The organism is Sphingomonas insulae, from assembly GCF_010450875.1.
Classification (GTDB): Bacteria; Pseudomonadota; Alphaproteobacteria; order Sphingomonadales; family Sphingomonadaceae; genus Sphingomonas; species Sphingomonas insulae.
Map to the genome: position 1 here is coordinate 3088598 of NZ_CP048422.1, position 21796 is coordinate 3110393.

The 21796-nt window shown below is 65.7% G+C and carries 22 protein-coding genes; 14 read left to right on the forward strand and 8 right to left on the reverse strand.

Features of this window, described 5'->3' with window-relative positions; all coding sequences use genetic code 11:
• Window positions 1-53: 53 nt before the first annotated feature.
• Window positions 54-806, reverse strand: coding sequence for a Bax inhibitor-1/YccA family protein (locus GTH33_RS16290; RefSeq protein ID WP_163959299.1), 753 nt, complete (start codon window positions 804-806; stop codon window positions 54-56).
• A gap of 131 nt (window positions 807-937) precedes the next feature.
• Here GTH33_RS16290 and thpR point away from each other — a divergent pair, with 131 nt between their 5' ends.
• Window positions 938-1504 (forward strand): RNA 2',3'-cyclic phosphodiesterase, encoded by a 567-nt coding sequence (gene thpR / locus GTH33_RS16295; protein WP_163960186.1) that lies wholly within the window; start codon window positions 938-940, stop codon window positions 1502-1504.
• 21 nt (window positions 1505-1525) lie between these two features.
• Entirely contained in the window at window positions 1526-2062 is a 537-nt protein-coding gene (locus GTH33_RS16300) for a superoxide dismutase family protein (RefSeq protein ID WP_163959300.1), read from the forward strand.
• A 66-nt stretch (window positions 2063-2128) separates the two neighbouring features.
• On the opposite strand, the gene GTH33_RS16305 is transcribed toward GTH33_RS16300, so the two are convergent.
• From GTH33_RS16305 to GTH33_RS16315, 4 genes are all read right to left on the reverse strand, one after another.
• The gene (locus GTH33_RS16305) at window positions 2129-3700 is read right to left on the reverse strand and encodes a spinster family MFS transporter (protein WP_163959301.1); all 1572 of its coding nucleotides are present in this window, start codon (window positions 3698-3700) and stop codon (window positions 2129-2131) included.
• Between the two features lie 107 nt (window positions 3701-3807).
• Window positions 3808-4287: a hypothetical protein gene (locus tag GTH33_RS16310; RefSeq protein WP_249054927.1), complete on the reverse strand. Its 480-nt coding sequence runs from the start codon at window positions 4285-4287 to the stop codon at window positions 3808-3810.
• Window positions 4284-4526 (reverse strand): hypothetical protein, encoded by a 243-nt coding sequence (locus GTH33_RS18230; protein WP_249054928.1) that lies wholly within the window; start codon window positions 4524-4526, stop codon window positions 4284-4286. The genes GTH33_RS16310 and GTH33_RS18230 overlap by 4 nt, the downstream gene beginning before the upstream one ends.
• Window positions 4499-5737 carry a TIGR04063 family PEP-CTERM/XrtA system glycosyltransferase gene (locus GTH33_RS16315; protein ID WP_163959302.1) on the reverse strand — a complete coding sequence of 413 codons (1239 nt, stop codon included), beginning with the start codon at window positions 5735-5737 and terminating at the stop codon, window positions 4499-4501. Before GTH33_RS16315 ends, GTH33_RS18230 begins: the two co-directional genes overlap by 28 nt.
• 188 nt (window positions 5738-5925) lie before the next feature.
• Here GTH33_RS16315 and GTH33_RS16320 point away from each other — a divergent pair, with 188 nt between their 5' ends.
• From GTH33_RS16320 to GTH33_RS16340, 6 genes are all read left to right on the forward strand, one after another.
• Window positions 5926-6237, forward strand: coding sequence for a hypothetical protein (locus GTH33_RS16320; RefSeq protein ID WP_243848138.1), 312 nt, complete (start codon window positions 5926-5928; stop codon window positions 6235-6237).
• Window positions 6238-6273: 36 nt separating this feature from the next.
• Complete coding sequence (locus GTH33_RS16325; protein ID WP_163959303.1) at window positions 6274-6993, forward strand: hypothetical protein; 720 nt, start codon at window positions 6274-6276, stop codon at window positions 6991-6993.
• A 25-nt stretch (window positions 6994-7018) separates the two neighbouring features.
• Complete coding sequence (locus tag GTH33_RS16330; protein WP_163959304.1) at window positions 7019-7354, forward strand: Rap1a/Tai family immunity protein; 336 nt, start codon at window positions 7019-7021, stop codon at window positions 7352-7354.
• Window positions 7355-7428: 74 nt separating this feature from the next.
• Window positions 7429-7581, forward strand: coding sequence for a hypothetical protein (locus tag GTH33_RS17940; protein ID WP_166753062.1), 153 nt, complete (start codon window positions 7429-7431; stop codon window positions 7579-7581).
• Entirely contained in the window at window positions 7574-8932 is a 1359-nt protein-coding gene (locus tag GTH33_RS16335; protein WP_163959305.1) for a putative O-glycosylation ligase, exosortase A system-associated, read from the forward strand. The genes GTH33_RS17940 and GTH33_RS16335 overlap by 8 nt, the downstream gene beginning before the upstream one ends.
• Window positions 8933-8937: 5 nt before the next feature.
• Window positions 8938-10023 carry an acyltransferase family protein gene (locus tag GTH33_RS16340; RefSeq protein WP_163959306.1) on the forward strand — a complete coding sequence of 362 codons (1086 nt, stop codon included), beginning with the start codon at window positions 8938-8940 and terminating at the stop codon, window positions 10021-10023.
• 3 nt (window positions 10024-10026) lie between these two features.
• Here GTH33_RS16340 and GTH33_RS16345 read toward each other — a convergent pair whose 3' ends face one another.
• Entirely contained in the window at window positions 10027-10593 is a 567-nt protein-coding gene (locus tag GTH33_RS16345) for a type 1 glutamine amidotransferase domain-containing protein (protein ID WP_163959307.1), read from the reverse strand.
• A 120-nt stretch (window positions 10594-10713) separates the two neighbouring features.
• Between GTH33_RS16345 and GTH33_RS16350 the strand changes: the two genes are divergently transcribed.
• On the forward strand, window positions 10714-11730 hold the full coding sequence (locus GTH33_RS16350; RefSeq protein ID WP_163959308.1) for a DNA topoisomerase IB: 1017 nt from the start codon (window positions 10714-10716) through the stop codon (window positions 11728-11730).
• Window positions 11731-11741: 11 nt separating this feature from the next.
• Window positions 11742-12929 carry a mechanosensitive ion channel family protein gene (locus GTH33_RS16355; protein WP_163959309.1) on the forward strand — a complete coding sequence of 396 codons (1188 nt, stop codon included), beginning with the start codon at window positions 11742-11744 and terminating at the stop codon, window positions 12927-12929.
• Between the two features lie 22 nt (window positions 12930-12951).
• On the opposite strand, the gene putA is transcribed toward GTH33_RS16355, so the two are convergent.
• The gene (putA, locus tag GTH33_RS16360; RefSeq protein WP_243848139.1) at window positions 12952-15915 is read right to left on the reverse strand and encodes a bifunctional proline dehydrogenase/L-glutamate gamma-semialdehyde dehydrogenase PutA; all 2964 of its coding nucleotides are present in this window, start codon (window positions 15913-15915) and stop codon (window positions 12952-12954) included.
• Between the two features lie 157 nt (window positions 15916-16072).
• On the opposite strand from putA, the gene GTH33_RS16365 reads away from it, so the two are divergent.
• From GTH33_RS16365 to GTH33_RS16375, 3 genes are all read left to right on the forward strand, one after another.
• On the forward strand, window positions 16073-16507 hold the full coding sequence (locus tag GTH33_RS16365; RefSeq protein WP_166753090.1) for a MaoC family dehydratase: 435 nt from the start codon (window positions 16073-16075) through the stop codon (window positions 16505-16507).
• 30 nt (window positions 16508-16537) lie between these two features.
• Window positions 16538-17716, forward strand: a complete 1179-nt coding sequence (locus tag GTH33_RS16370) for an acetyl-CoA C-acyltransferase (protein ID WP_163959312.1) — start codon at window positions 16538-16540, stop codon at window positions 17714-17716.
• Between the two features lie 349 nt (window positions 17717-18065).
• The gene (locus GTH33_RS16375; protein WP_163959313.1) at window positions 18066-18548 is read left to right on the forward strand and encodes a pyridoxamine 5'-phosphate oxidase family protein; all 483 of its coding nucleotides are present in this window, start codon (window positions 18066-18068) and stop codon (window positions 18546-18548) included.
• 77 nt (window positions 18549-18625) lie between these two features.
• Here GTH33_RS16375 and GTH33_RS16380 read toward each other — a convergent pair whose 3' ends face one another.
• Complete coding sequence (locus tag GTH33_RS16380) at window positions 18626-19843, reverse strand: polyhydroxyalkanoate depolymerase (protein WP_163959314.1); 1218 nt, start codon at window positions 19841-19843, stop codon at window positions 18626-18628.
• 153 nt (window positions 19844-19996) lie between these two features.
• Between GTH33_RS16380 and GTH33_RS16385 the strand changes: the two genes are divergently transcribed.
• A complete protein-coding gene (locus GTH33_RS16385; RefSeq protein ID WP_163959315.1) occupies window positions 19997-21766 on the forward strand; it encodes an ABC transporter transmembrane domain-containing protein in 1770 nt (589 codons plus the stop codon).
• Window positions 21767-21796: the final 30 nt, after the last annotated feature.

Below are 21796 nucleotides of genomic sequence, written 5' to 3' on the forward strand. Positions count from 1 at the left end.
AGCCCGGCGGCATCGGCCACCGGGCTCCCAGCATTAACGTACGTCGGTCGAACTTAGTCGCGCTGGGCGCCGAACAAACGCAGGATGAACAGGAACATGTTGATGAAGTCGAGGTACAGGGCCAGCGCCGACATGATGACGGCCTTGCCGACCATGTCCGTACCCGCAACCTCGAAGTAGAGGCTCTTGGTACGCTGCGTGTCATACGCGGTGAGGCCGGCGAAGATCAGCACGCCGACCGCACTGATCACCAGCTGCATGATCCCCGACTGCAGGAACATATTGATCAGGCTTGCGACGATCAGACCGACGAGGCCGATGATGAGGAACGTGCCGAGTGCCGACAGATCCTTCTTCGTGGTGTAGCCGTACAGGCTCAACCCGGCGAAGCCCGCCGCGGTCGCAAAGAAGGCGCCGGCGATCGAGGTTCCGCTGTAGACCAGGAAGATGGTCGACAGCGACAGGCCCATCAGCACCGCAAAGGCCCAGAAGAGCATCTGCAGGGTCGACGTCTTCATCCGACCCTGGCCGAAGCTCATCGCGAACACCACGCCAAGGGGCGCGAACATCAGGACATAGCGCAGGATGCCGCCGCCCATGAATACCTGGGCAGCCGGCGACGACGCCCCGCCCCATGCGAACAGCAGCGCGACGATGCCCGTGAGAAGCACGCCGGAGCCCATGTAATTGTAGACCGACAGCATGTACGAGCGCAGACCCGCATCGTACGCGCTGCTGCGCGCTGCGTCGGTGCGCGTGGCCCCGAACGGCGCGGCGCTCGGCCGGGGGTCAGACCAGTTAGCCATGGTATCCAAAACTCCTTTGCCGACCAGATGTCGGATGATCGAAATATCGGCCTGCGCCCCATCGTTTTCAAGCGAAACCGGCGCGTGCTTCCGTCCCAGGCAACAGAACATTACAAAGGATGGTTTCCAGCATCATGCGCCTTTTCGTTGCCCTGCGTCCACTACCGATGATCCGCCAAATTCTGATGGATGCGATGGGCGGCGTGCCGTCAGCACGCTGGCAGGACGACGAGCAATTGCATTGCACGTTACGGTTCATCGGCGAGGTCGATCGCCCGCAGGCGGAGGATATCGCGGCCGCCCTCGCCGCCATCCGCGCGGAAGCGCCGACGGTGCGGATCGCCGGCGTGGGCCGCTTCGACCACAAGGGGCGCACGGACACGTTGTGGGCTGCACTGGCGCCGCATGACATGTTGCGCCACCTCGCCCGCAAGGTCGACCAGGCCTGTATCCGCGCCGGGCTGCCTCCGGAACGCAGGGCCTATCTGCCCCACATCACACTCGCCCGCCTGCCCCGTGCCGCCGGCATGGCGCCCGAGATCGCAAGCTGGCTGGCGGTACACGCCGGGCTGTCCAGCGCCGTCTTCACGATGCCGCATATCCTGCTCTATCAAAGCCATCTCGGCCGTTCGGGCGCCACCTACGAACCGGTCGCCCGGTGGTCGCTGGAACCTGCGGCGGCCATGCCGGGTTCGTAAGCTATTACAGGGAGAAACTTCATGCGTGCCATCTTCGTCCTCGCCGGCCTGTCCGCTTTGTCACTCGCCGCCTGCACCCAGTCCGAGGACGTGGCGGTGGGTTCGCCGACCGCCGGCGGCGCGCGTGCCACGGCGATGCTGAAGACCGGCACCGGCATCGATGCCGGCCGGGCCACGGCGACCGAAGTCGCCGGCGGCATCCGCTACACGCTCGACGTGAAGGGTCTGCCGGCCGGCATGCACGGCGCGCACATTCACACGACTGGACGCTGTGACGCGCCCGATTTCACCACCGCGGGCGGTCACTGGAACCCGACGACGATGAAGCATGGCAGCATGAACCCCCAGGGTCCGCATGAAGGCGACCTGCCGAACCTGACGGTCGGGTCGGACGGTCGCGGAACCCTGGGCGTGACCGTGCCGGGCGCGACCATGGCCGGGCTGCTCGATGCCGATGGTGCCGCGATCGTCGTCCACACCGGCGCGGACGACCTGATGACGGATCCGTCGGGCAACAGTGGCGGCCGGATCGCCTGCGGCGTCTTTACCGCCGCCTGAACCCGCCGGTGCTCCTGCATGGGCGGGAGCACCGGACCAAGCCGGGCAAGCGCCCCGCCCGGAAAGTCAGATCGGCTCCCCGGCAGCGCGGGCGCGGGCCTCTCGCGACGCCTCCGCGTCCGGCACCAGCCGGTAGGCAGCGATCGCGCAGCCTAGCGTGATCGGCATCACCGCTAGCAGCGACAACATCCCGATCGACAGACTGCCCGACAGCGTCGAGATACGACCGGCGAGATATGGCCCCATGGCCAGCCCCATCAACGTGGTGCCGATGAAGAAGGTCGCCGTTGCCGTTCCCCGCATTCGCGGCAAGACCAGATCCTGCGTCGTCGCCGCCGCCGATCCCAATGCGCCGCTCGCCGTCAGGCCGGACAGGAACAGGCACGGGTAGAACACCCATACGCTGCTTGCGGTGAACGCACCGATCAGGAACGGCACCGGCACCGTCGCGCCAAAGATCACGACGATCAGTCGTCCTGCCGGATCGGTGCGCCGCAGCCGGTCCGCGACGATGCCGCCGATCGTCAGCCCGAGAAAGCCGGCCAGTGCGCCGCTGGCGCCCAGCAGCAACCCGGCCCGCGCCGGCGTTTCGCCCAGTTCGCGCAGGACGTAGGGCGCTCCCCAGAAACTCGCCGCATAGCTCAGGAACGAGTTCAGGCCATAAGCGACGACCGTACAGAGGAAGGCCGGCGTACCGACGATCAGGGCGAAGGTGGCGGGATCGCGGCGCTTCAGCGCACAGGCCCAGGAAAAGACGGCATAGACGCCGATGCCGATGGCGAACCATTGCGGCTTCGGCTCGCCCAGTCCGATCAGCAAGGCGACGATCGCGACGACCGCGGCGAGACCGGTCAAATTGACCATGAGCGCGCGCGTACCCCCGCGGGCGGCGCCGATCAGCGTCAGCGGCGGAATGATCGTCAGCAATTCCTGGAAGAATGCACGGAACGGGGCCGGATGCTTCTCCGGTTCCGGCAGTCCTTCGACCAAACCGCGGATCGGCTCCTTCAACGTTGCGATCCACACCGCCACGATCAGGCCGGGCAGACCGACCGCCAGGAACGCCGCCTGCCAGCCGACCAATCCCAAGGGTCCGCCACCCGGATAGGCACGGTTCCAGCCCTGGACGATCAGGCCGCCGATGAACAGCGAACAGCCGCCGCCGACGAACAGTCCGGCCGAATAGATCGACAATGCCGTCGCCCGCAGCCGCTTGGGGAAATAATCCGAGATCAGCGAATAGGCCGCAGGGCTCGCCGTCGCTTCGCCGACGCCAACACCGATCCGCGCCGCCGCCAACTGCCCGCCCGTGCGCGAGAACCCGGACAAGGCGGTCATCGTCGACCACAGGGCCAACCCCACCGTCATCAGCCGCACCCGGTGCCAGCTATCCGCCAGCCGCCCGAGCGGGATGCCGAACAACGCGTAGAATACGCCAAAGGCGGTGCCGTACAGAAAGCCGAGATCCTCGTCCTTCAGGCCGAGGTCACGCTTGATGTCCTCCGCCAGGATCGAGATCACCTGTCGGTCGATGAAGTTGAGGACATAGACGACGAACAGGATGCCCAGCACATACCAGGCGTAGCGCGACGCCTGCTGGGTTTCCGCGGCTGGCCCTTGCGGGGCAGGCTGAGCCATAACCTCTCCGTGCTGTTTCGCCGAAGGCTAACAGACGGAAGCAGTGGCGGTAAGCCCGAAAGCGATACCCAATATTCTAAAGTGTTGCCGGACAGCGATGCATCCGATCACGCACGGAGCGGCCCCCGGAGCGGCCGTCGCGTGCTCTGCTCCAACCGGCGCAGGAGCGATTCGATCGACGGCGCGTCCGGCGATGCGGCCGGCGTACGTGGAAGTTCGACCGTCTCGATCCGCTCGCCCTCCGCGAGCGCGACGGGGCGCAGCGACGCCACCGGGCGGACCGGCTCACGTGGGACAGCCGGCACTGCGCCGGGATGAAAGGCCGCCAGCGGCATGTCGAGATCGGCCGGGATCGGCTGCATGACCGGAGGTGGTGGCGGCGCGACCGCACCCGACGTCGCAGCATCGGCATCGTCCAGCTCCGGCGGCATCGGCGCGCCCAGTTCGGTCGCCGACAGCGGCTTGCGAGCGGGCGCGTCCGGATGGGCATCGGCGCGGCGCAACACCGGCACGCCCTCGTCCACGACAGGTTTCGGCGCGAACAGGCCCTCGGGACCGACCAGCAGGAACAGCGCCGACCACGTCACCGCGGCGGCGAGCGCCCCAGCCCCAGCGCAAGCACCGCCCGCGCCGTCGTGCCGAGCGGCGGTTCCGCCACCGCGATCAGGCCCGGCAGGCCGCTCTGCCATACCCAATCCTCCAGCGTGGTTTGCGGCAGCAGCAGGAACAGCGCTGCGGCGCCGACCCCGGCGAGGGCGGCACCGGCCGGCGCGATCCAGGCGGGGGACCGGGAGAGAGTCAATTGTCGGCTGAAGAACGCTGCCATGATCCATCCACTGTCGCGGCCGTCATCAGCCGTTGGTAAATTGGCTCATAACGACAAATGTTTGACGACCAGTTACGCTCCGCCTCGACGAACGCCCGGGCTCGTGCCCGGCGCCCGTCCCAATCGCCCCGATCCGCGAACAGCGCCGCCAGCGCCGCAGCGATCGCGGCGGGATCGTCCGGACGGAACAGCGTACCCGTATCGCCGTGGCGGATCAGTTCGCGATGGCCGCCGACGTCCGACGCCGCGACCAGCTTGCCCTGCGCCATCGCCTCCAGCGGCTTCAGCGGCGTCACCAGATCGGTAAGGCGCATCGCCTTGCGCGGATAGGCGAGCACGTCGACCAGCGCATAATATCGCTCGACCTCGGTATGCGGTACGCGACCGACGAAACGGATCGCCGAAGCGACCGGCGATGCCGCCGCCTGCGCCCGCAACGCCGCGTCCATCGGTCCGCCACCGACCAGCAGCAGCCGTGCCCTGGGACGGGCGGCGACCAGCGCGGGCATGCTCGCGACCAGATCGTCGAGCCCTTCGTAATCGTAGAAGCTGCCGATGAACCCCACCGTCTCCGCATCCTCCAGCCCCAGATCCCGCGCCAGTGCCGGATCGCGCGCCGCGGGTGCGCCGAACAGCGTCAGATCGACGCCGTTGGGAGACACCACGATCTTGTCGGCGGGGATGCCGCGCGCGATCAGGTCGCCGCGCAACCCCTCGCAGATGACCGCGATGGCGTCGGCGCGGCGAACCGCCCAGGTTTCGAGCGCCCGTGTCGCGCGATATTTCGCCGAACCCTCGACGCCCGTGCCGTTGCCGACCGCGGCATCCTCCCAAAAGGCGCGGATTTCATACACCAGCGGCAGCCGGCGCGCCCGCGCGACCCGCAACGCCGCCAGCGCATCCAGCACCGGCGAATGCGCGTGAAGGATATCGGGCCGGAAGGATTCGACCGCCGCATCGATGCGGCGCGCGAATGCGGCGATCCCGGCCACCTCACCCCACGCGCCATGGCGGCGCGGCGCGCGCGTCCGGTGAAAGGTCAGGCCGTCGATCGATTCGACGGCATCGCCGCGATCCTCGTGATGGCGCGGTCCGGTCACCGCCGCCACCGCCCAGCCGCGCTGTTCCTGCGCCTTCAGGATCGCGCGGGTGCGAAAGGTATAGCCGCTCTGCAGCGGCAGCCCGTGGTCGAGGACGTGGAGAATACGCATGCGTCCACCTTGTCATGCCGGCGCTTAATAGGCCGTCAACCGCATTCGGTCGCGTCGCCGGAGGTCGGCCGTCGAACGCGCGAAGCGCGCCGCCCCTGCCGCGTTGCGCACACGTTTCGACTTATATCGATTGTCAGGCGTTCCAACCGTGCGCTGTCTGGCGCCACCCAAGTTCGAAAGGTTTGTACATGCGTTCCACTCTTCCGAAATTCGCCGCCGTCGCCATGATCCTGGCCGGATCGACCGCCTTGGGCGGTTGCGCGACCAAGGGGTTCGTGCGGGACCAGATCGCCACGGTGAATTCGCGCATCGACGGCATGGACGGTCGCCTGCGCACCGTCGAAGGTACCTCGGGCCAGGCGCTCACCCAGGCGCAGGCTGCCGCCGGGCAGGCGCAACAGAACGGCCAGCGGATCGACCAGATCAACGGTCGCGTCGATGGCCTGGAACAGCGGATGCAGCAACAGGCACAGCAGCGCCAGCGCCGGCCGCGCGGCTAACCGCGGCGGCGTGGACGGACGGGTCCGCTGGATCGCATGATCGTGTCGACAGGACTGGTCCGTGCCCTGATCGGCACGGCGGTTGCGGCAGGCCTCGTTTTTGGCCCGCTCGCACCCCCCGCCTCAGCGGCAGGCACGGCGTCGCGAAAACGTCCGGTCGCGGCGAAGCCCACGCCGCCGCCCGTCCTGCTGCCGCCTTCGGCACAGGCCGGGCGCATGATCGCCTGGATCGCCACGGCGAAGGACAATGCGGGCCTGCCCTATGCGGTGATCGACAAGCAGGCAGCGACGCTGTTCCTGTTCGATGCGGCCGGGGCGCCGCGGGGGCAAGTCCCCGTTCTGCTGGGCGTCGGCGTCGGCGATGATTCATCGCCCGGCGTCGGCGCCAAGGAGCTTGCCGATATCGGCCCCGCCGAACGGACGACGCCGGCGGGGCGTTTCGTCGCGAGGTTCGGCCGCGCCTTCGGACACCAGCGCGTGCTATGGGTGGATTACGCCAATTCGGTCGCGCTGCATGCCGTCATTACGACGCACAGGAAGGAACGTCGGATCGAACGGCTGTCGTCGCCGACCCCGGAGGACAACCGGATCACCTTTGGTTGCATCAACGTCGGTAGCCGATTCTACACCGGCACGCTCGCCCCCCTGTTCCGGAAGGGCGGCATCGTTTACATCTTGCCCGACATCCGGCCGCTGGACGACGTGTTTCCGCGCGTTCGGCTACTGCCTTACCTGACCGCGGCGACCAGCGAATGACGCGCGCGCGCAAAGGACCCCGCCCATGCTGCTGATGCTAGCCCTGCTTGTGACGGTGGAGCGGCCGGTCGTCGTCAGTTCGCTCACCACCGCGCAGCTCGTCGAGCAATGCCGGGGCAAGGACGACGATCCGCTGCCCAGCTTCTGCAGCGGCTATATCATCGGCGTGTTCGACACATTGTCGCAGACACAGCAGATCTGCCCGGCGCCAAGCCACGCTTCGACCAACGACATGGTCGCCACCGTCCGCAAATACCTGCGCAAGCGCGGCGAAAAGGCGACCGCAGCGCCGGCGTTCGTCGTCCGGGACGCCCTGAAATCCGCATTCCCCTGCGCGCGTTCCCCACGCAAGCGCAAGTAACGGCGGGCCGGTCACTTAACGCCGCATCAACCCCTGCCCGCCTATACCGAAGCGGAAAGGAACGCGGCGACACCATGATCGACAATCTGTCGCTGGGCCTTACCCACGGATTGATGCTGCTCGCCGCATGGCTGCTGCTCAAACGCCCCGATCTCGATTCGGAGGCGCCGCCGCCCCGTCACTGGCGCAGCCGGGACACGCCGCAGGATCCGCCCGCCGGTGCGTGACCTCGTCTTCGTCGCATTTCTCGCCGCGATCTTCGGGATGGGGCTGCGTCGGCCGTTCATCCTGGTGCTTGCCTATGTCTATATCGACATCGTCTCGCCGCAGCGATTGACCTATATCCTGCTCAACACCGTGCCGATCTCGTTGATCGCCGTCGCGCTGGCGGTCGGCGGCTGGCTGTTGATGGACGACAAGTCGGACAGCCGCTTTACCCCGCGACAGGGGCTGATCGTCCTGCTGTTGCTGTACTGCTGGGGCACGACGATCGGCGCGGATTTCCCGCTGGACGCCAAGGACAAATGGGACTGGGTGTGGAAATGCCTGGCGTTCGCCGCGTTCCTGCCGCTCACCCTGCGAACACGGCTTCGGATCGAAGCCTTATTGCTGTTCATGATCCTGTCCGCCGCATCGATCATCATCGTCGGCGGGATCAAGACCGCGGCGGGCGGCGGCGGCTATGGCCAGCTCGACCTGATGGTGAACAACAATTCGGGCCTGTACGAAGGCAGTACCATCTCGACGGTCGCCATCGCGATCGTGCCGCTGATCGGCTGGTTCATGCGCTACGGCACCATCTTCCGGCCTGACTGGAAGGTGAAGGGCTTTTGCCTGTGCCTCATTTTTGCCTGCGTGCTGATCCCGATCGGCACGTCGACGCGCACCGGCCTGCTCTGCATCGTGCTCGTCGCGCTGTTGTCGCTGCGCAATGCCAAGCGCAAGATCCTGTACCTGACCATGATCGGGGCGGCGGCGGTGATCGCGGTCCCGTTCCTGCCAGCCAGCTTCACCGACCGGATGAGCACGATCAAAAGCCATGACGCGGACGAATCCGCCTCTACGCGCCTCGCCGTATGGCAGTGGACGATGGACTATGCCCGGCAGCATCCGTTCGGCGGCGGGTTCGAGGCGTATCGCGGCAACCACATCCGTTACGAGATCAAGAAGACGGACGGTGCCGGCCCCGCCGCCGCGACCGCCGACCAAGCCGTGACCGACAAGGCGCGCGGCTATCACAGTGCCTATTTCGAAATGCTGGGCGAACAGGGCTATCCGGGGCTGGCGATCTGGCTGAGCATCAGCCTGATCGGCCTGTTGCGGATGGAGATCCTGCGCCGCCGCTACCGCGATCCGGCAGGGGCGTTCGGCTGGGCCGGACCACTGGCGGCGGCATTGCAGACCGCGCATCTCGTCTACCTGCTCGGTGCCGCGTTCATCGCCATCGCTTTCCAGCCGTTCGTCTACATGCTGATCGGCGCGCAGATCGGGCTCGATTCGTATCTGGCGCGCCGACGTGCGGAAACCGCGCGGCCCCCGATGCGCAAGCCGCGGGTCGATCCTGCACCGGCGATCTGATTGCGATGAGCGAGCTTCGCGCCCTTACCAGCCTGCGCGGTATCGCGGCCTGGCTGGTCGTATTGTACCATATCCGAGGATCGATCGCGGGACTGCCCGCAGCGATGGAAGCCGTGTTCGCCAAGGGTTACTTGGCGGTCGATTTCTTCTTCCTTTTGTCGGGCTTCGTCATCTGGCTGACCTGGCACGATCGGATGCGAGAACCCGGCGCCATCCCGCATTTTCTGCAAAAGCGCGTCGCCCGGATTTGGCCATTGCATGCGGCCATGCTCGCCTTCGCAGTCGCACTGGCGCTGATCCTCAACGCTACCGGCCGCAACGATCCGGCGTTTCCATTCGCGGAACTGCCGCTCCACCTGCTGCTGATCCAGAATTGGGGCTTCACGGACACGCTGCGCTGGAACGATCCGGCCTGGTCCATCAGCTGCGAGCTTGCCGCCTATTTGCTGTTTCCGTTGCTGATGCGCGCAATCGACTGGCGCACGCTCCCCACGATCGTGTTGGTCGCCATTGCTGCCGCGGTGCTCGCGGCATTGCATTTCGCGATGGAGGGCGCGGCATCGCTGGGGGACGACATCCCGCGCCATGGTCTGGTCCGCTGCCTCACGGAATTCACCGCCGGAACGGTCCTCTCCGCCATATTCCTCCGTACGCGGAACAGCTGCAACACCAGCATCGGCCGTCAAGGACCATGGCTTGCGCCCGAACGCCGGACCGTGACCGCCGCCACACTGTGCGCCGCCGCAGCCGTCACCGCATGGGTAATGGGCGCGCCCGAAACGCTCGCTGTGCCTGCCGCCTTCTCCGGATTGCTGCTCACGATCGCCCTGACATCTGGCGACCGTGCCAATCCGTTCGAGGGTCGCATGCTCCATTATCTTGGGCAGATAAGCTACGCGACCTACCTGTCCCATTTCCTGCTGTGGAAGGCGTTCAAGCTACCGTTGGCCAGCGCATCGGTCCCGCCCTGGCAAATCGCCTGCTACCTCGTCCTGGTGTTCGTCGCGTCGATCGCGCTGTATCATACGGTCGAGCGACCGGCGCAGCGCCGGATCAATGCGCTATCGATCCGACGCCACGCTGCCGTGTGACGTTCAGGCGTCTTCGCTTTCGTCCGCGAGTTCTTCTTCCAACGCCTCGATGATCGCCGTGTTGAACGCCGGGATGTCATCCGGCTTGCGGCTAGTGATGAGGTTGCCGTCGACGACGACTTCCTCGTCCACCACATCCGCACCGGCATTCTCGAGGTCGGTGCGCACCGACGGCCAGCTCGTCATCCGCCGGCCGTCGACCACATCCGCCTCGACCAGCAACCATGGTGCATGGCAGATCGCCGCGACGATCTTGTCGTCCCCCATGAATTCGGTGACGATCTCGACCGCCCTCTCCTGAAGGCGCATCTTGTCGGGATTGCCGACGCCGCCCGGAAGCACCAGTGCATCGAAGTCGTCCGTATCGACATCGTCGAGCGTCAGGTCGGGGGTGATGCTCTGACCCTTTTCGCTGTCGTTGATGACACCCTGGATCGGATCGGTCTTGATCGACGCCAACGTCACCTTCGCGCCCGCGTCCAGCAGGGCCTGGCGCGGCTTGAACAATTCGTCCTGTTCGAAACCGTCGGTCGCGATCATCAGCACGCGGGCTTGGGCGAGGTCGGCCATGACGGGTAACTCCTGTGATTGGGGGGATTGGCACTGTTAACCCCCGCCGCGCCCCACCCGTTCCCGGAACACACCGCCACACTCGCGCATTTCCGACAACCTGCTGAAAGGAAGCGCCGAGTGGCAACGCGGATCACCTATTGCGACGATTCCAAACCGGGCATCACCCGCAAGAAGGTACGCAATGGCTGGGCCTATTATGCCGCTAACGGTGACCGGATCACGGATCGCGACGAGATCGATCGCCTGAACGCCGTCGGCTTGCCGCCCGCCTATCGGGATGCATGGTATTGCCCGAAGCCCAACGGTCATATCCAGGCGATCGGCTGGGACGAGAAGGGTCGCAAACAATACCGCTATCACACCGACTTTCGCGAGGCGCAGGAGGCGGCGAAATACGAAAAATGCGCCGATTTCGGCCATTGCCTTCCCAAAATCCGCAAGCGTGTCGAGGAGGATCTGGCCAGCCGCGGCCTTCACAAGGATCGTGCCATCGCCGCGATCGTCCGTCTGCTCGACATCGGTCACATCCGCGTCGGCAACGAGGCCTATGCCGAGGCCAATGCGAGTTATGGCGCCACCACCCTGCGCAAGGAACACGGCAGGGTTCGCGGCGATACGCTCAAGCTGCGCTATAAAGGCAAGTCGGGCAAGGAGCGGGACATGAAGGTCACCGACAAACGCCTCGCCGCGACGGTCCGCAAGATGCAGGATCTCGACGAACAGCATCTGTTCGCCTGGGTGGATGCCGATGGCGAGGCGCGACCCGTCACGTCGTCGGACGTCAACGATTACATGAAACGCGCGACCGGCGCCGATTTCACCGCCAAGCATTTCCGCACATGGGGTGCGAGCGTCACTGCGTTCGAGGCGTTGGCCAAGGCCGAGGCCGACCTCAGCCTGAAGGCACTGCTGGAACCCGTGGTTGCGCGGCTGGGCAACACGCCTGCGACCGCCCGCAAGAGCTACGTTCATCCCGCGCTCATCGCGCTTGTGAAACAGGGACAGAGTAGTTTTCGCAAAGCGTTACGCCTGCCCCGCTCCGCCCGTTATCTCAGCCGCGAAGAACGCGGCCTCATCGCGTTCCTGGAAGCCGGAACGCCCGCGCGCCTGCCAGACCTCAAAGCGGCCGCCTGAAAAGGTTATCCATGGCCACCAGCAATACGACCGCCGCAAAGGCGCCGATCTTCAACGCGGACAATGTTCAGGACCAGGTCGGCGACCTTTACGTCGCGAGCGAGGTCTGGCTGCATACCCATTGGCTGCAGATTCTCATCGCCTTCGCGATCGGTGCGGTCATCGTCGTTGCGCTCCACGGCCTGCGCAAGCTGGGCGAGCGCCTGTGCGGCAAGCCGCTGGGCACCGGGGAACTTGCCCGTCGTGGCTGGGGGACGATCGTCGGACGGGCGATCACCCGCACCAACAATTTCTTCATCGTCATGCTCGCCGCCAAACTGGTCGTCGGCTATGCGGGCGCCCCCAGCCAGCTTGCGACCACCGTCAATTTCCTCTGGACCGTTGCCTCCGTGTTCCAGGCCGCGATCTGGGCGCGCGAACTGATCCTCGGCGCGATCGAACATCGCACCAGCAGCGAACATTATAGCGGCGAGGCATTGTTATCGGCGATGGGCCTCATCCGCCTGCTCGTCACCGTCGCGCTGTTCGCCGTCGCGCTCGTCGTCGTCCTGGACAATCTGGGCGTCAACGTCACCGGCCTGATCGCCGGCCTCGGCGTCGGCGGCATCGCCATCGGCCTGGCGGCGCAGGGTATCTTCGGAGACCTCTTCGCCGCGCTCGCGATCATCTTCGACCGTCCGTTCCGGCGTGGCGACAAGATCAGTTACGGCACCACCAGCGGCGTCATCGAATCGATCGGCCTGAAAAGCACCCGTATCCGGGCGTTCACCGGCGAACTGCGCGTCATCAGCAACAAGCAGTTGCTCGACAAGGAAATCCAGAACACCAGCGTTCGTGACCACATCCGCATCGGCTTTGTGATCGGCGCCGCCTATGAAACGCCGCCGGAGACGCTCGCTGCGATCCCGGCAATGCTGAAGGAGATCGTCGAAGCCGAAGGCGGCAAGGTCGCGCGAAGCGGGTTCGAGAGCTTCGGCACCTCCAGCCTCGACTTCGCCTTGCAGTTCGACATTCCGGGGGACGATTGGGCGACCGCCCATCCGATGCGCGACCGCGTGATGGTTGCGATCATGACGCGCTTCGCGGCCGAAGGCATCACCATCCCCTACCCGACGCAGACGACGTTTACCGCTGCGCCTGACGGATCACTGGTGATGCCATATGCGGTACCGACGCGGGATACCGCGTCGCCGGCCTGAACCGACGACGCGATCGCGGCTTTCAGATCCCGCCTTCATCCAGCGAAAGCAACGTCGCGTTGCCGCCGGCGGATGTCGTATCGATCGAAACCGCCCGCTCCGCGCAGAAACGGTACAGATAGTGCGGGCCACCCGCCTTCGGCCCGGTGCCCGACAGACCCTCGCCCCCGAATGGTTGGCTCCCCACGACTGCGCCGATCATCGAACGGTTGATGTAGAGGTTGCCGACCGCGGCCGCCGCCTCGGCCACCTCCGCCGCACGCGCGATACGGCTGTGCAAGCCCATCGTCAGGCCATAGCCCTTGGCGTTGACCCGCGCGATCGTCTCGCCGATTTTCCCCGCTTCCCACGTCGCGACATGCAATATCGGGCCGAACCATTCCTGGTCGAGATCCTCGATCCGGTCCAGCCGCACCAGGGTGGGCGGCACGAACAGTCCCTCCGCCGGCGCCTCGAGCGTCTTCACCGTGCGATCCGTGACCTGCGCCCGATATGCCATCAGCTTGTCGTACGACGCGCGGTCGATCACCGGGCCGACATCGGTCGCGGGATCGGCGGGATCGCCCAGCCGCAGCGTGTCCATCGCACCCTGCAGCATGTGGATCACCGTGTCGGCGACATCCTCCTGCACCAGCAACAGCCGCAGCGCCGAACAGCGTTGACCGGCCGAGCGGAACGATGAAGTCAGGACGTCCGCCACCACCTGTTCGGGCAGCGCGGTGCTGTCGACGATCATCGCGTTGATGCCGCCGGTCTCTGCGATCAGCGGTACGATCGGCCGATCGTCGTTCTCCACCAGTGTCCGCGCGATGCGCTTGGCGGTGGCAGTCGATCCGGTGAAGGCCACGCCCATGACCCGCACGTCCGCGGTCAGCGCGGCGCCGATATCCGGCCCGCCGGTCACCAGCACCAGCGCATCCGCCGGCACACCCGCACGGTGCGCCAGTTCGACCGCGAACCGTGCGATCTCGGGCGTCTGCGGCGCCGGCTTGGCGACCACCGTGTTGCCCGCGACCAGCGCCGCGACCGTCTGACCGAGGAAAATCGCCAACGGAAAGTTCCACGGCGCGATCGTCGCCCAGACACCGCGTCCCTCGATATGGAGCATGTTGCGCTCGCCGGTCGGCCCGGGCAGTTCGACAGGCTGCAACCGCGCGCGTGCCTCCCCGGCGTAATAGCGGCAGAAATCCGCCGCCTCGCGCACTTCGCCGATCGCATCCGGAATCGTCTTGAACGCCTCCTGCACGCAAATCGCCATCAGCCGGTCGCGGTTTTCCTCCAGCAAGTCGGCGAGCCGTTCGAGACACGCGGCGCGATCGTCGACCGGCGTCGCGGACCATGCGGGGAACGCCCCATGCGCGCGAGCGACGGCGGCCTGTACGAGCCCCTCCCCTCCCGACGCGGCGTTCTGAATGGGCGACGCCGTCCCAGACCCGACGCGAACAGGCTGTTTGACGGCAGCCACCGCCGCCTTCAGCGTCGCGACGTCGCTCAGGTCGAGACCGCTCGAATTGCGATGCCCGGGCGCGAACAGGTCCTTGGGCAACGGGATGCTCGGGTGGCGCGTACCGCCGACCAGGGTGACCTTCGCGACCGGGTCGGCCAGGATATCATCTTCACTGAGCCTCGCATCGGCGAGCTGATGGACGAAACTGGAATTCGCGCCATTCTCCAGCAACCGGCGCACCAGATAGGCGAGCAGATCGCGGTGGCCACCGACCGGCGCATAGATGCGGCAATGATAGCCGTTCTCGCGCACCAGCCGCTCGTACAGTCCGTCGCCCATGCCATGCAGCCGCTGGAATTCGAAATCGCGGGAATTGCCGGCCCATTCCAGGATCGTCGCGACCGTAAGCGCATTATGGCTCGCGAACGCCGGCCGGATGTTTTCCGCCGCCAGCATGTCCTTGGCCACCGCCAGGTACGATACGTCGGTCGCCGCCTTGCGCGTGAACAACGGATAGTCGGCCAGCCCCTCGACCTGCGTCCGCTTGATCTCGCTGTCCCAATAGGCGCCCTTGACCAGCCGCACGTTCATCACGCGGTCCAGCCCGTTCGCCCATGCCACCACCGGCCGCGCACGCTTGCCATAGGCCTGCACAGCCATCCCGAACCCGTCCCAGCCCTTGAGGCTCGGCAGCGCCGCGACCGTGCCGATGATGTCGAGGCTCATCTCCAGCCGCTCGGATTCCTCCGCATCGACCGTCAGCGCGATGTTCTTCGCCGCCGCCTGCACCGCCAGCGCCTCCAGCATCTCCGTCAGCGCCGGCACGCACTCATTCCACCGCGCGACCTCATAGCGGGGATGGAGCGCCGACAGCTTCACCGAAACCGAATGGCCCGCCGCCGGGTCACTGCCCACCGCATCGATCGCGCCGACATACGCCTGGAAATACCGCCCGGCATCGTCGAACGTCCGCGCCGCCTCGCCCAACATGTCAAAGCTGGCGGTGAAGCCCTTGTTCTCCCCGCGCTTCATCCGACGCATCGCCTCGTCGATGGTGCGGCCCATGACGAAGATTTCACCCATCATCTTCATCGCCGCACCCACCGCCTGCCGGACGAACGGCTCGCCGGCACGGCTGATGAGGCGACGCAGCGGCCCCGAGGGGCCCTCGCCGACCAATACGCGCCCGACCACCAGGCCCCAGGTGGCGCTGTTGACCAGTTTGCTATTGGACCGCCCGGCATGCGCGCGCCAATCAGCATCGCCCAGCTTGTCGGCGATCAGGAGATCCGCCGTTTCAGGGTCGGGCACGCGCAGGAACGCCTCGGCAAGGCTCAGCAGCGCGACGCCCTCCGATGAATTCAGCCGATATTCCTGCAGGAACTGGTTCACCCATCCGCGATTCTGCGCGGCCCGCAGATCCGCCAGCAGACCCGACGCATGTCCCATGATCCGCTGACGCGAATCAGGCGACGTGGACGCCCGGCCGAGCAAGGATTTTAGAACATCGGGTTCGCTGGCGCGGTACAGTTGCGCCATGGATTTACGGGCAGCGGACGTTACGGCAGAGGACATGTTAAAGCTTTCGGTCGGTCGAGACTTGCGAGGGACACCCTCACACGCCTAGAGGATAGGCCGCGTCTAGCGCCAAACCGCAGCGAAGGGGAATCCCGTGACGACGATCAGCGTCGACGAGATGAAGGCCAGGATCGGGACCGAAAGCGTCTCCGACTGGGTCGAGGTGACGCAGGACATGATCGACAAATTCGCCGAGGCGACCGGCGATCACCAGTTCATCCACGTCGATCCGATCGCCGCCGCCGCCACCCCGTTCGGCGGTACGATCGCGCACGGCTTTCTGACGCTGTCACTGATGCCTTTGTTGTCGTCCAAGGTTCCCGACATGCCGCGGCTGGAAGGCGCGAGGATGGGGGTCAATTACGGCGGCAACACCGTGCGGTTCCTCACGCCCGTGCGCTCGGGCAGCCGCGTCCGCGGTCGATTCACGTTGTTGTCCTTCGATGAAAAACGTCCCGGCCAGTTCCAGCAGACCAATGCCTTCACCGTCGAGATCGAAGGATCCGAAAAGCCGGCGCTGGTCGCCGAATGGATCAGCCAGATCTTCGTCTAACCATCCCTCCATCAGTCGAGAGAAACCGTCATGCGTTCCGCCGTCATCGTCTCCACCGCCCGTACCCCCATCGGTCGCGCCTATCGCGGGGCCTTCAACAACACGACGCCGCAGGCACTCGCCGGCCATGCCATCGAGCATGCGGTCAAGCGCGCCGGAATCGACGGTGCAGAGGTCGAGGACGTGGTGTTCGGCGCGGCGCTTCAGCAGGGGCATCAGGCCGGCAACATCGCGCGCCAGGCGGCGTTGCGCGGCGGCCTGCCGATCAGTGTGTCGGGCATGTCGCTGGATCGCCAGTGTGCCAGCGGCCTGATGGCGATCGCCACTGCGGCCAAGCAGATCATCGTCGACGGCATGGACATCGCGATCGGTGGCGGCGTGGAGAGCATCAGCATGGTGCAGACCCCGCAGATGCGGGTCGCCGCCGATCAGCAGCTGATCGCCATGCACGGCGACATCTACATGCCGATGCTCCAGACTGCCGAGACCGTCGCCAAGCGCTACGGCATCAGCCGCGAGGTGCAGGACGCTTACGGCTTGCAGTCCCAGCAGCGCACCGCCGCGGCACAGGCCGCAGGCAAATTCGATGACGAGATCGTGGCGATGCCGGCGACCATGAACGTCGTCGACAAGGCAACCAAGGAAGTCAGCACCAAGGATATCACCCTGTCGAAGGACGAGGGCAATCGTGCCGACACCACGTTGGAAGGACTGCAGGCTCTCCAGCCGGTGGTCGGCCCGGATGGGGTCATCACCGCGGGCAACGCCAGCCAGCTGTCGGACGGCGCCTCGGCATCGGTGCTGATGGAGGAAAGCGTCGCTTCGGCGCGCGGCCTGACCCCGCTCGGCCGCTACGTCGGCATGGCGGTGGCGGGCACCAAGCCCGACGAGATGGGCATCGGGCCGGTTTTCGCGATTCCCAAATTGCTCGAGAAGAACGGCCTGAAGATGAGCGATATCGGCCTGTGGGAGCTGAACGAGGCCTTTGCGGTACAGGTCCTGTATTGCCGCGACACGCTCGGCATCCCGGACGACCTGCTCAACGTCAACGGCGGCGCCATCTCGATCGGCCACCCCTACGGCATGTCGGGCGCGCGCATGACCGGTCACGCGCTGATCGAGGGCAAGCGTCGCGGGGCGAAGTATGTCGTGGTGACTATGTGCGTCGGCGGCGGAATGGGCGCGGCCGGCCTGTTCGAAGTGCTGTAAGTCAATTCGTTGCTCCGAACCGCATAGAGCCGGATCGGTTATCGGTATCGTACTCGTCTGGGTCCTGACCGCTGCCACGGTCAGGACCCAGATCGTTTGATGCCAGGGGTGCTACCCAAGTCCTTCCTGTGTGCTTGACGACTGTATCCATCGATCGCGGGTACAGTTTGGGCCGCGAGGCCGGTGATGACGCCGAAGAAGCCACACATGTCGATCACACCGTCATTGGCGCGCCTCAATATGCGCCGGCAATACTCCAGTCGCGTCCGTCAGCGCCGATACGGCGCCACCGCGCAACCAACCCTCATCGCGCTCGTTCTCCCGCCGACCCCAGCACAGGAGACGATCCATGGCCGACCACGACAGCCCACAGGAAATTGCCGCCAAATTCCTTGAGAAGCTGAAGGACAGCCCGTTCGTGATGATCGGTTTGGTCGATGGCGAGCACGCCGAGCCGATGACCGCGCAGATCGATGACGATCAGCCGAACACGCTGTTCTTCTTCGCCGGCAAGGACAACAGGATCGCCGGCGGTGGCGATGCGATGGCGCAATTCGTCGGCAAGGGGCATGATTTCTTCGCCTGCCTCGCCGGCACCGTAAGCCAGGACAACGACCGCGGCCAGATCGACAAACTCTGGAATAACCAGGTCGACGCCTGGTTCCCGAACGGCAAGGATGACCCCAATGTCACGCTGTTGCGCTTCGACATCGACAGCGCGGAACTGTGGGAAACCGACATTTCGATCTCGGGACGCGTGAAGATGCTGTTCGGCGGCACGATCCGTGGTGACGAATCAAGCAGCCACGCGGTGGTCGACTCCGTCGCATGATACGGAGGAGGGGAGGTCGATGTCTCCCCTTCGGTCATCACCCAAGAGCGACTCCGTAAGGGGCCGCTCTTTTTGCGTCAGGCGTTCGCCGCCATCCATTCCTCGACCACCGGCGCAACATGATTGCGCCATTTCGACCCGTTGAAGATGCCGTAGTGACCGGCACCCTCCGCCATTAGGTACCGCTTTTTGTCCGTGGGGAGGTTGGTGGCCAGCGTCAACGCCGCCCTGGTTTGCCCCAGCCCCGAAATATCATCGCGCTCCCCCTCGATCGCCAGCACGGCGACATCGGTGATGGCACCCGGATCGACACGCCGGCCGCGATGCATCATCTCGCCCTTGGGCAAGGCATGCGTCTGGAACACCAGATCCACGGTCTGCAAATAGAATTCCGCGGTCATGTCGCAGACCGAGCGATATTCCTCGTAGAATCCCTTGGTGGCATCGGCGCTTTCGCCGTCTCCCTGAACCAGATGTTTGAACATTTCCCAGTGCGAAACCATGTGGTTGCCGAGGTTCATCGACATGAAACCGGCGAGTTGCAGGAACCCGGGATAAACCTTTCGTCCGGCGCCCGGATACATCATCGGTACCGTCACGACGACGTTCTGCTCGAACCATGCATGCGGCCGCTCTGTCGCCAGCGTGTTCACCGCGGTCGGCGCCTCGCGCGTATCGACCGGCCCGCCCATCATCGTCAGCGTGCGCGGCCGGCAGGGATTCTGGTCGGCGCTCATCAGCGCGGTCGCCGCATAGCAGGGTACCGACGGTTGGCACACCGCCAGCATGTGCGCACCCGGCCCGATCGCCTCCATGAACTCGATGAGATAATCGATATAATCGTCCAGGTCGAAGCGACCATCGCTCAGCGGCACCAGCTTCGCATCGCGCCAGTCGGTGATGTACACCTCGGCGCTCGGCAGCATCCGTTCGACGGTGCCACGCAGCAGCGTGGCGAAATGCCCGGACATCGGCGCGACGATCAACAGCTTGGGACTGCCCTCGATGCCCTCGCGGCGGAAACGCTTCAATTGGCCGAACGGCTTCTGGAGAACGATTTCCTCGGTCACCGCCACCTCTCGCCCGTCGATCGTCGTATGGGTGAGACCGAAGGCCGGCTTGCCGCGCGTCGCAGATGCGTGCGCGAACACCTCCAGCGCGGAACTGACCAGCTGGCCTCCGCCGACATAGGACCAGGGATTGGCGGGATTGCGCATCCAGTCGGCCCCGAACGTGGCCATCGCGCTCGCGCCGGCGAGCATGGAACGCTGCATTTCGTAAGCGTCGTAGAGCATGATTGGCATCTTTACATAAGACAGGTTGCAAGGGTCGTAACGCAAAACACGTTCGGGTCCAATCGGACTGAACGCCCGAGACGTCCGACCGGACCCACATGGCGACGTCGCCGGCCGTTGAGCCGCCCTCCCCCGACTGCTAGGCACACGGCGATGGCCAAACCTCCCGTTCCCAGCAATCGTCGCCTCGGCGACCTTCGCCTCGTGGTGGAGCGTGTGCTCGCCTACCCGCGGCACCTCGCCATCGCGCTCGCCGCGCTCGCGACCACATCGGCCGCGACGATCGGTATCCCGTACGGTTTCAAGCGGGTCATCGACCGCGGTTTTGCGCCGGGCGGTGGCGACACGGTGGCGTCGTCGTTCCATTATCTGCTGATGATCGTCGCCGTGCTCGCGGTCGCGACCGCGATCCGTTTCTATTTCGTCTCATGGCTCGGCGAACGTGTCGTCGCCGACATCCGTACGAAGGTGCAGGGACACCTGCTCGGCCTGACCCCGCGGTTCTTCGAAGAGAACCGCCCATCCGAGATCGCATCGCGCCTGACTTCGGATACCGCGCTGATCGAGAGTGTCGTCGGCAGCACCGTCAGCATCGCGCTGCGCAACACGTTCACCGGCGTCGGCGGCATGATCTATCTGTTCGCGCTGTCGCCGAAACTGGCCGGTATGCTGCTGCTCGGCATTCCGCTCATCATCCTGCCGGTCACCATCCTCGGTCGTCGCATCCGCAACCTGTCGCGCACCTCTCAGGATCGGGTCGCCGACGTCGGATCCCTCATTACAGAGACGCTGGGTGCGATGAAGATCGTGCAGGCGTTCGGCCAGGAACCCCGCGAAGCCCAGCGCTTCCACGCCGCCGTCGATGCCACGTTCGCCGCTGCCAAGACGCGCATCGCCCTGCGGGCGTTCATGACCGCAATCATGATCTTCCTGATATTCGGATCGATCACGCTGGTGTTGTGGGAGGGTGCGACCGACGTCGCCGCCGGCCGGATCACCGGCGGCGCGATTGCCGCATTCGTGTTGACCGGTGGTATCGTGGCGGGGGCGTTCGGCGCGTTGACCGAGGTCTACGGCGATCTGCTGCGCGGGGCCGGTGCCGCCAGCCGCCTTGCCGAACTGCTCGCCGAACAGCCCGAGATCACGCGCCCCGCCGCGCCTATCCCGTTGCCGGTGCCGGTGAGCGGCGCATTGACGTTCGACCACGTCCGCTTCCACTATCCGACCCGACCAGAGGTAGCGGCGCTCGACGGCTTCTCGCTGGCGGTACGCACCGGCGAGACCGTGGCGGTGGTCGGGCCATCCGGGGCGGGCAAGTCGACGCTGTTCCAGCTTGCCGAACGCTTTTACGATCCTGCCGATGGCCGCGTGCTGCTCGACGGCGTCGACCTGCGTGAGGCGGATCCCGCTGCGGTGCGCGCGCAGATCGCGATGGTTCCCCAAGATACGGTAATCTTCGGCGCCTCCGCCCGCGACAATCTCCGCTATGGTCATTGGCAGGCGAGCGACGAGGAATTGTGGGCGGCGGCAGAGGCCGCCAACGCTGCCGACTTCCTGCGCGCGCTGCCCGACGGACTGGACACCAATCTGGGCGAAGGCGGCGCACGGCTGTCCGGCGGTCAACGCCAGCGGGTGACGATCGCGCGGGCGCTGCTGCGCGATGCGCCGATCCTGTTGCTGGACGAGGCGACCAGCGCGCTGGATGCGGAGAGCGAACGACTGGTGCAGCAGGCGCTGGAACGGCTGATGCAGAACCGCACGACGCTGGTCATCGCCCATCGGCTGGCGACCGTGCGTGCGGCCGGGCGGATCATCGTGATGGACCAGGGCCGGATCGTCGAGGAAGGCACGCACGCCAGCCTGATCGACCATCGCGGCCTGTATGCGCGGCTGGCGAGCCTGCAATTCAGCGAGGCAGCCTAGGCTCACCCAGGTATGCGCCCCTTGATCCCC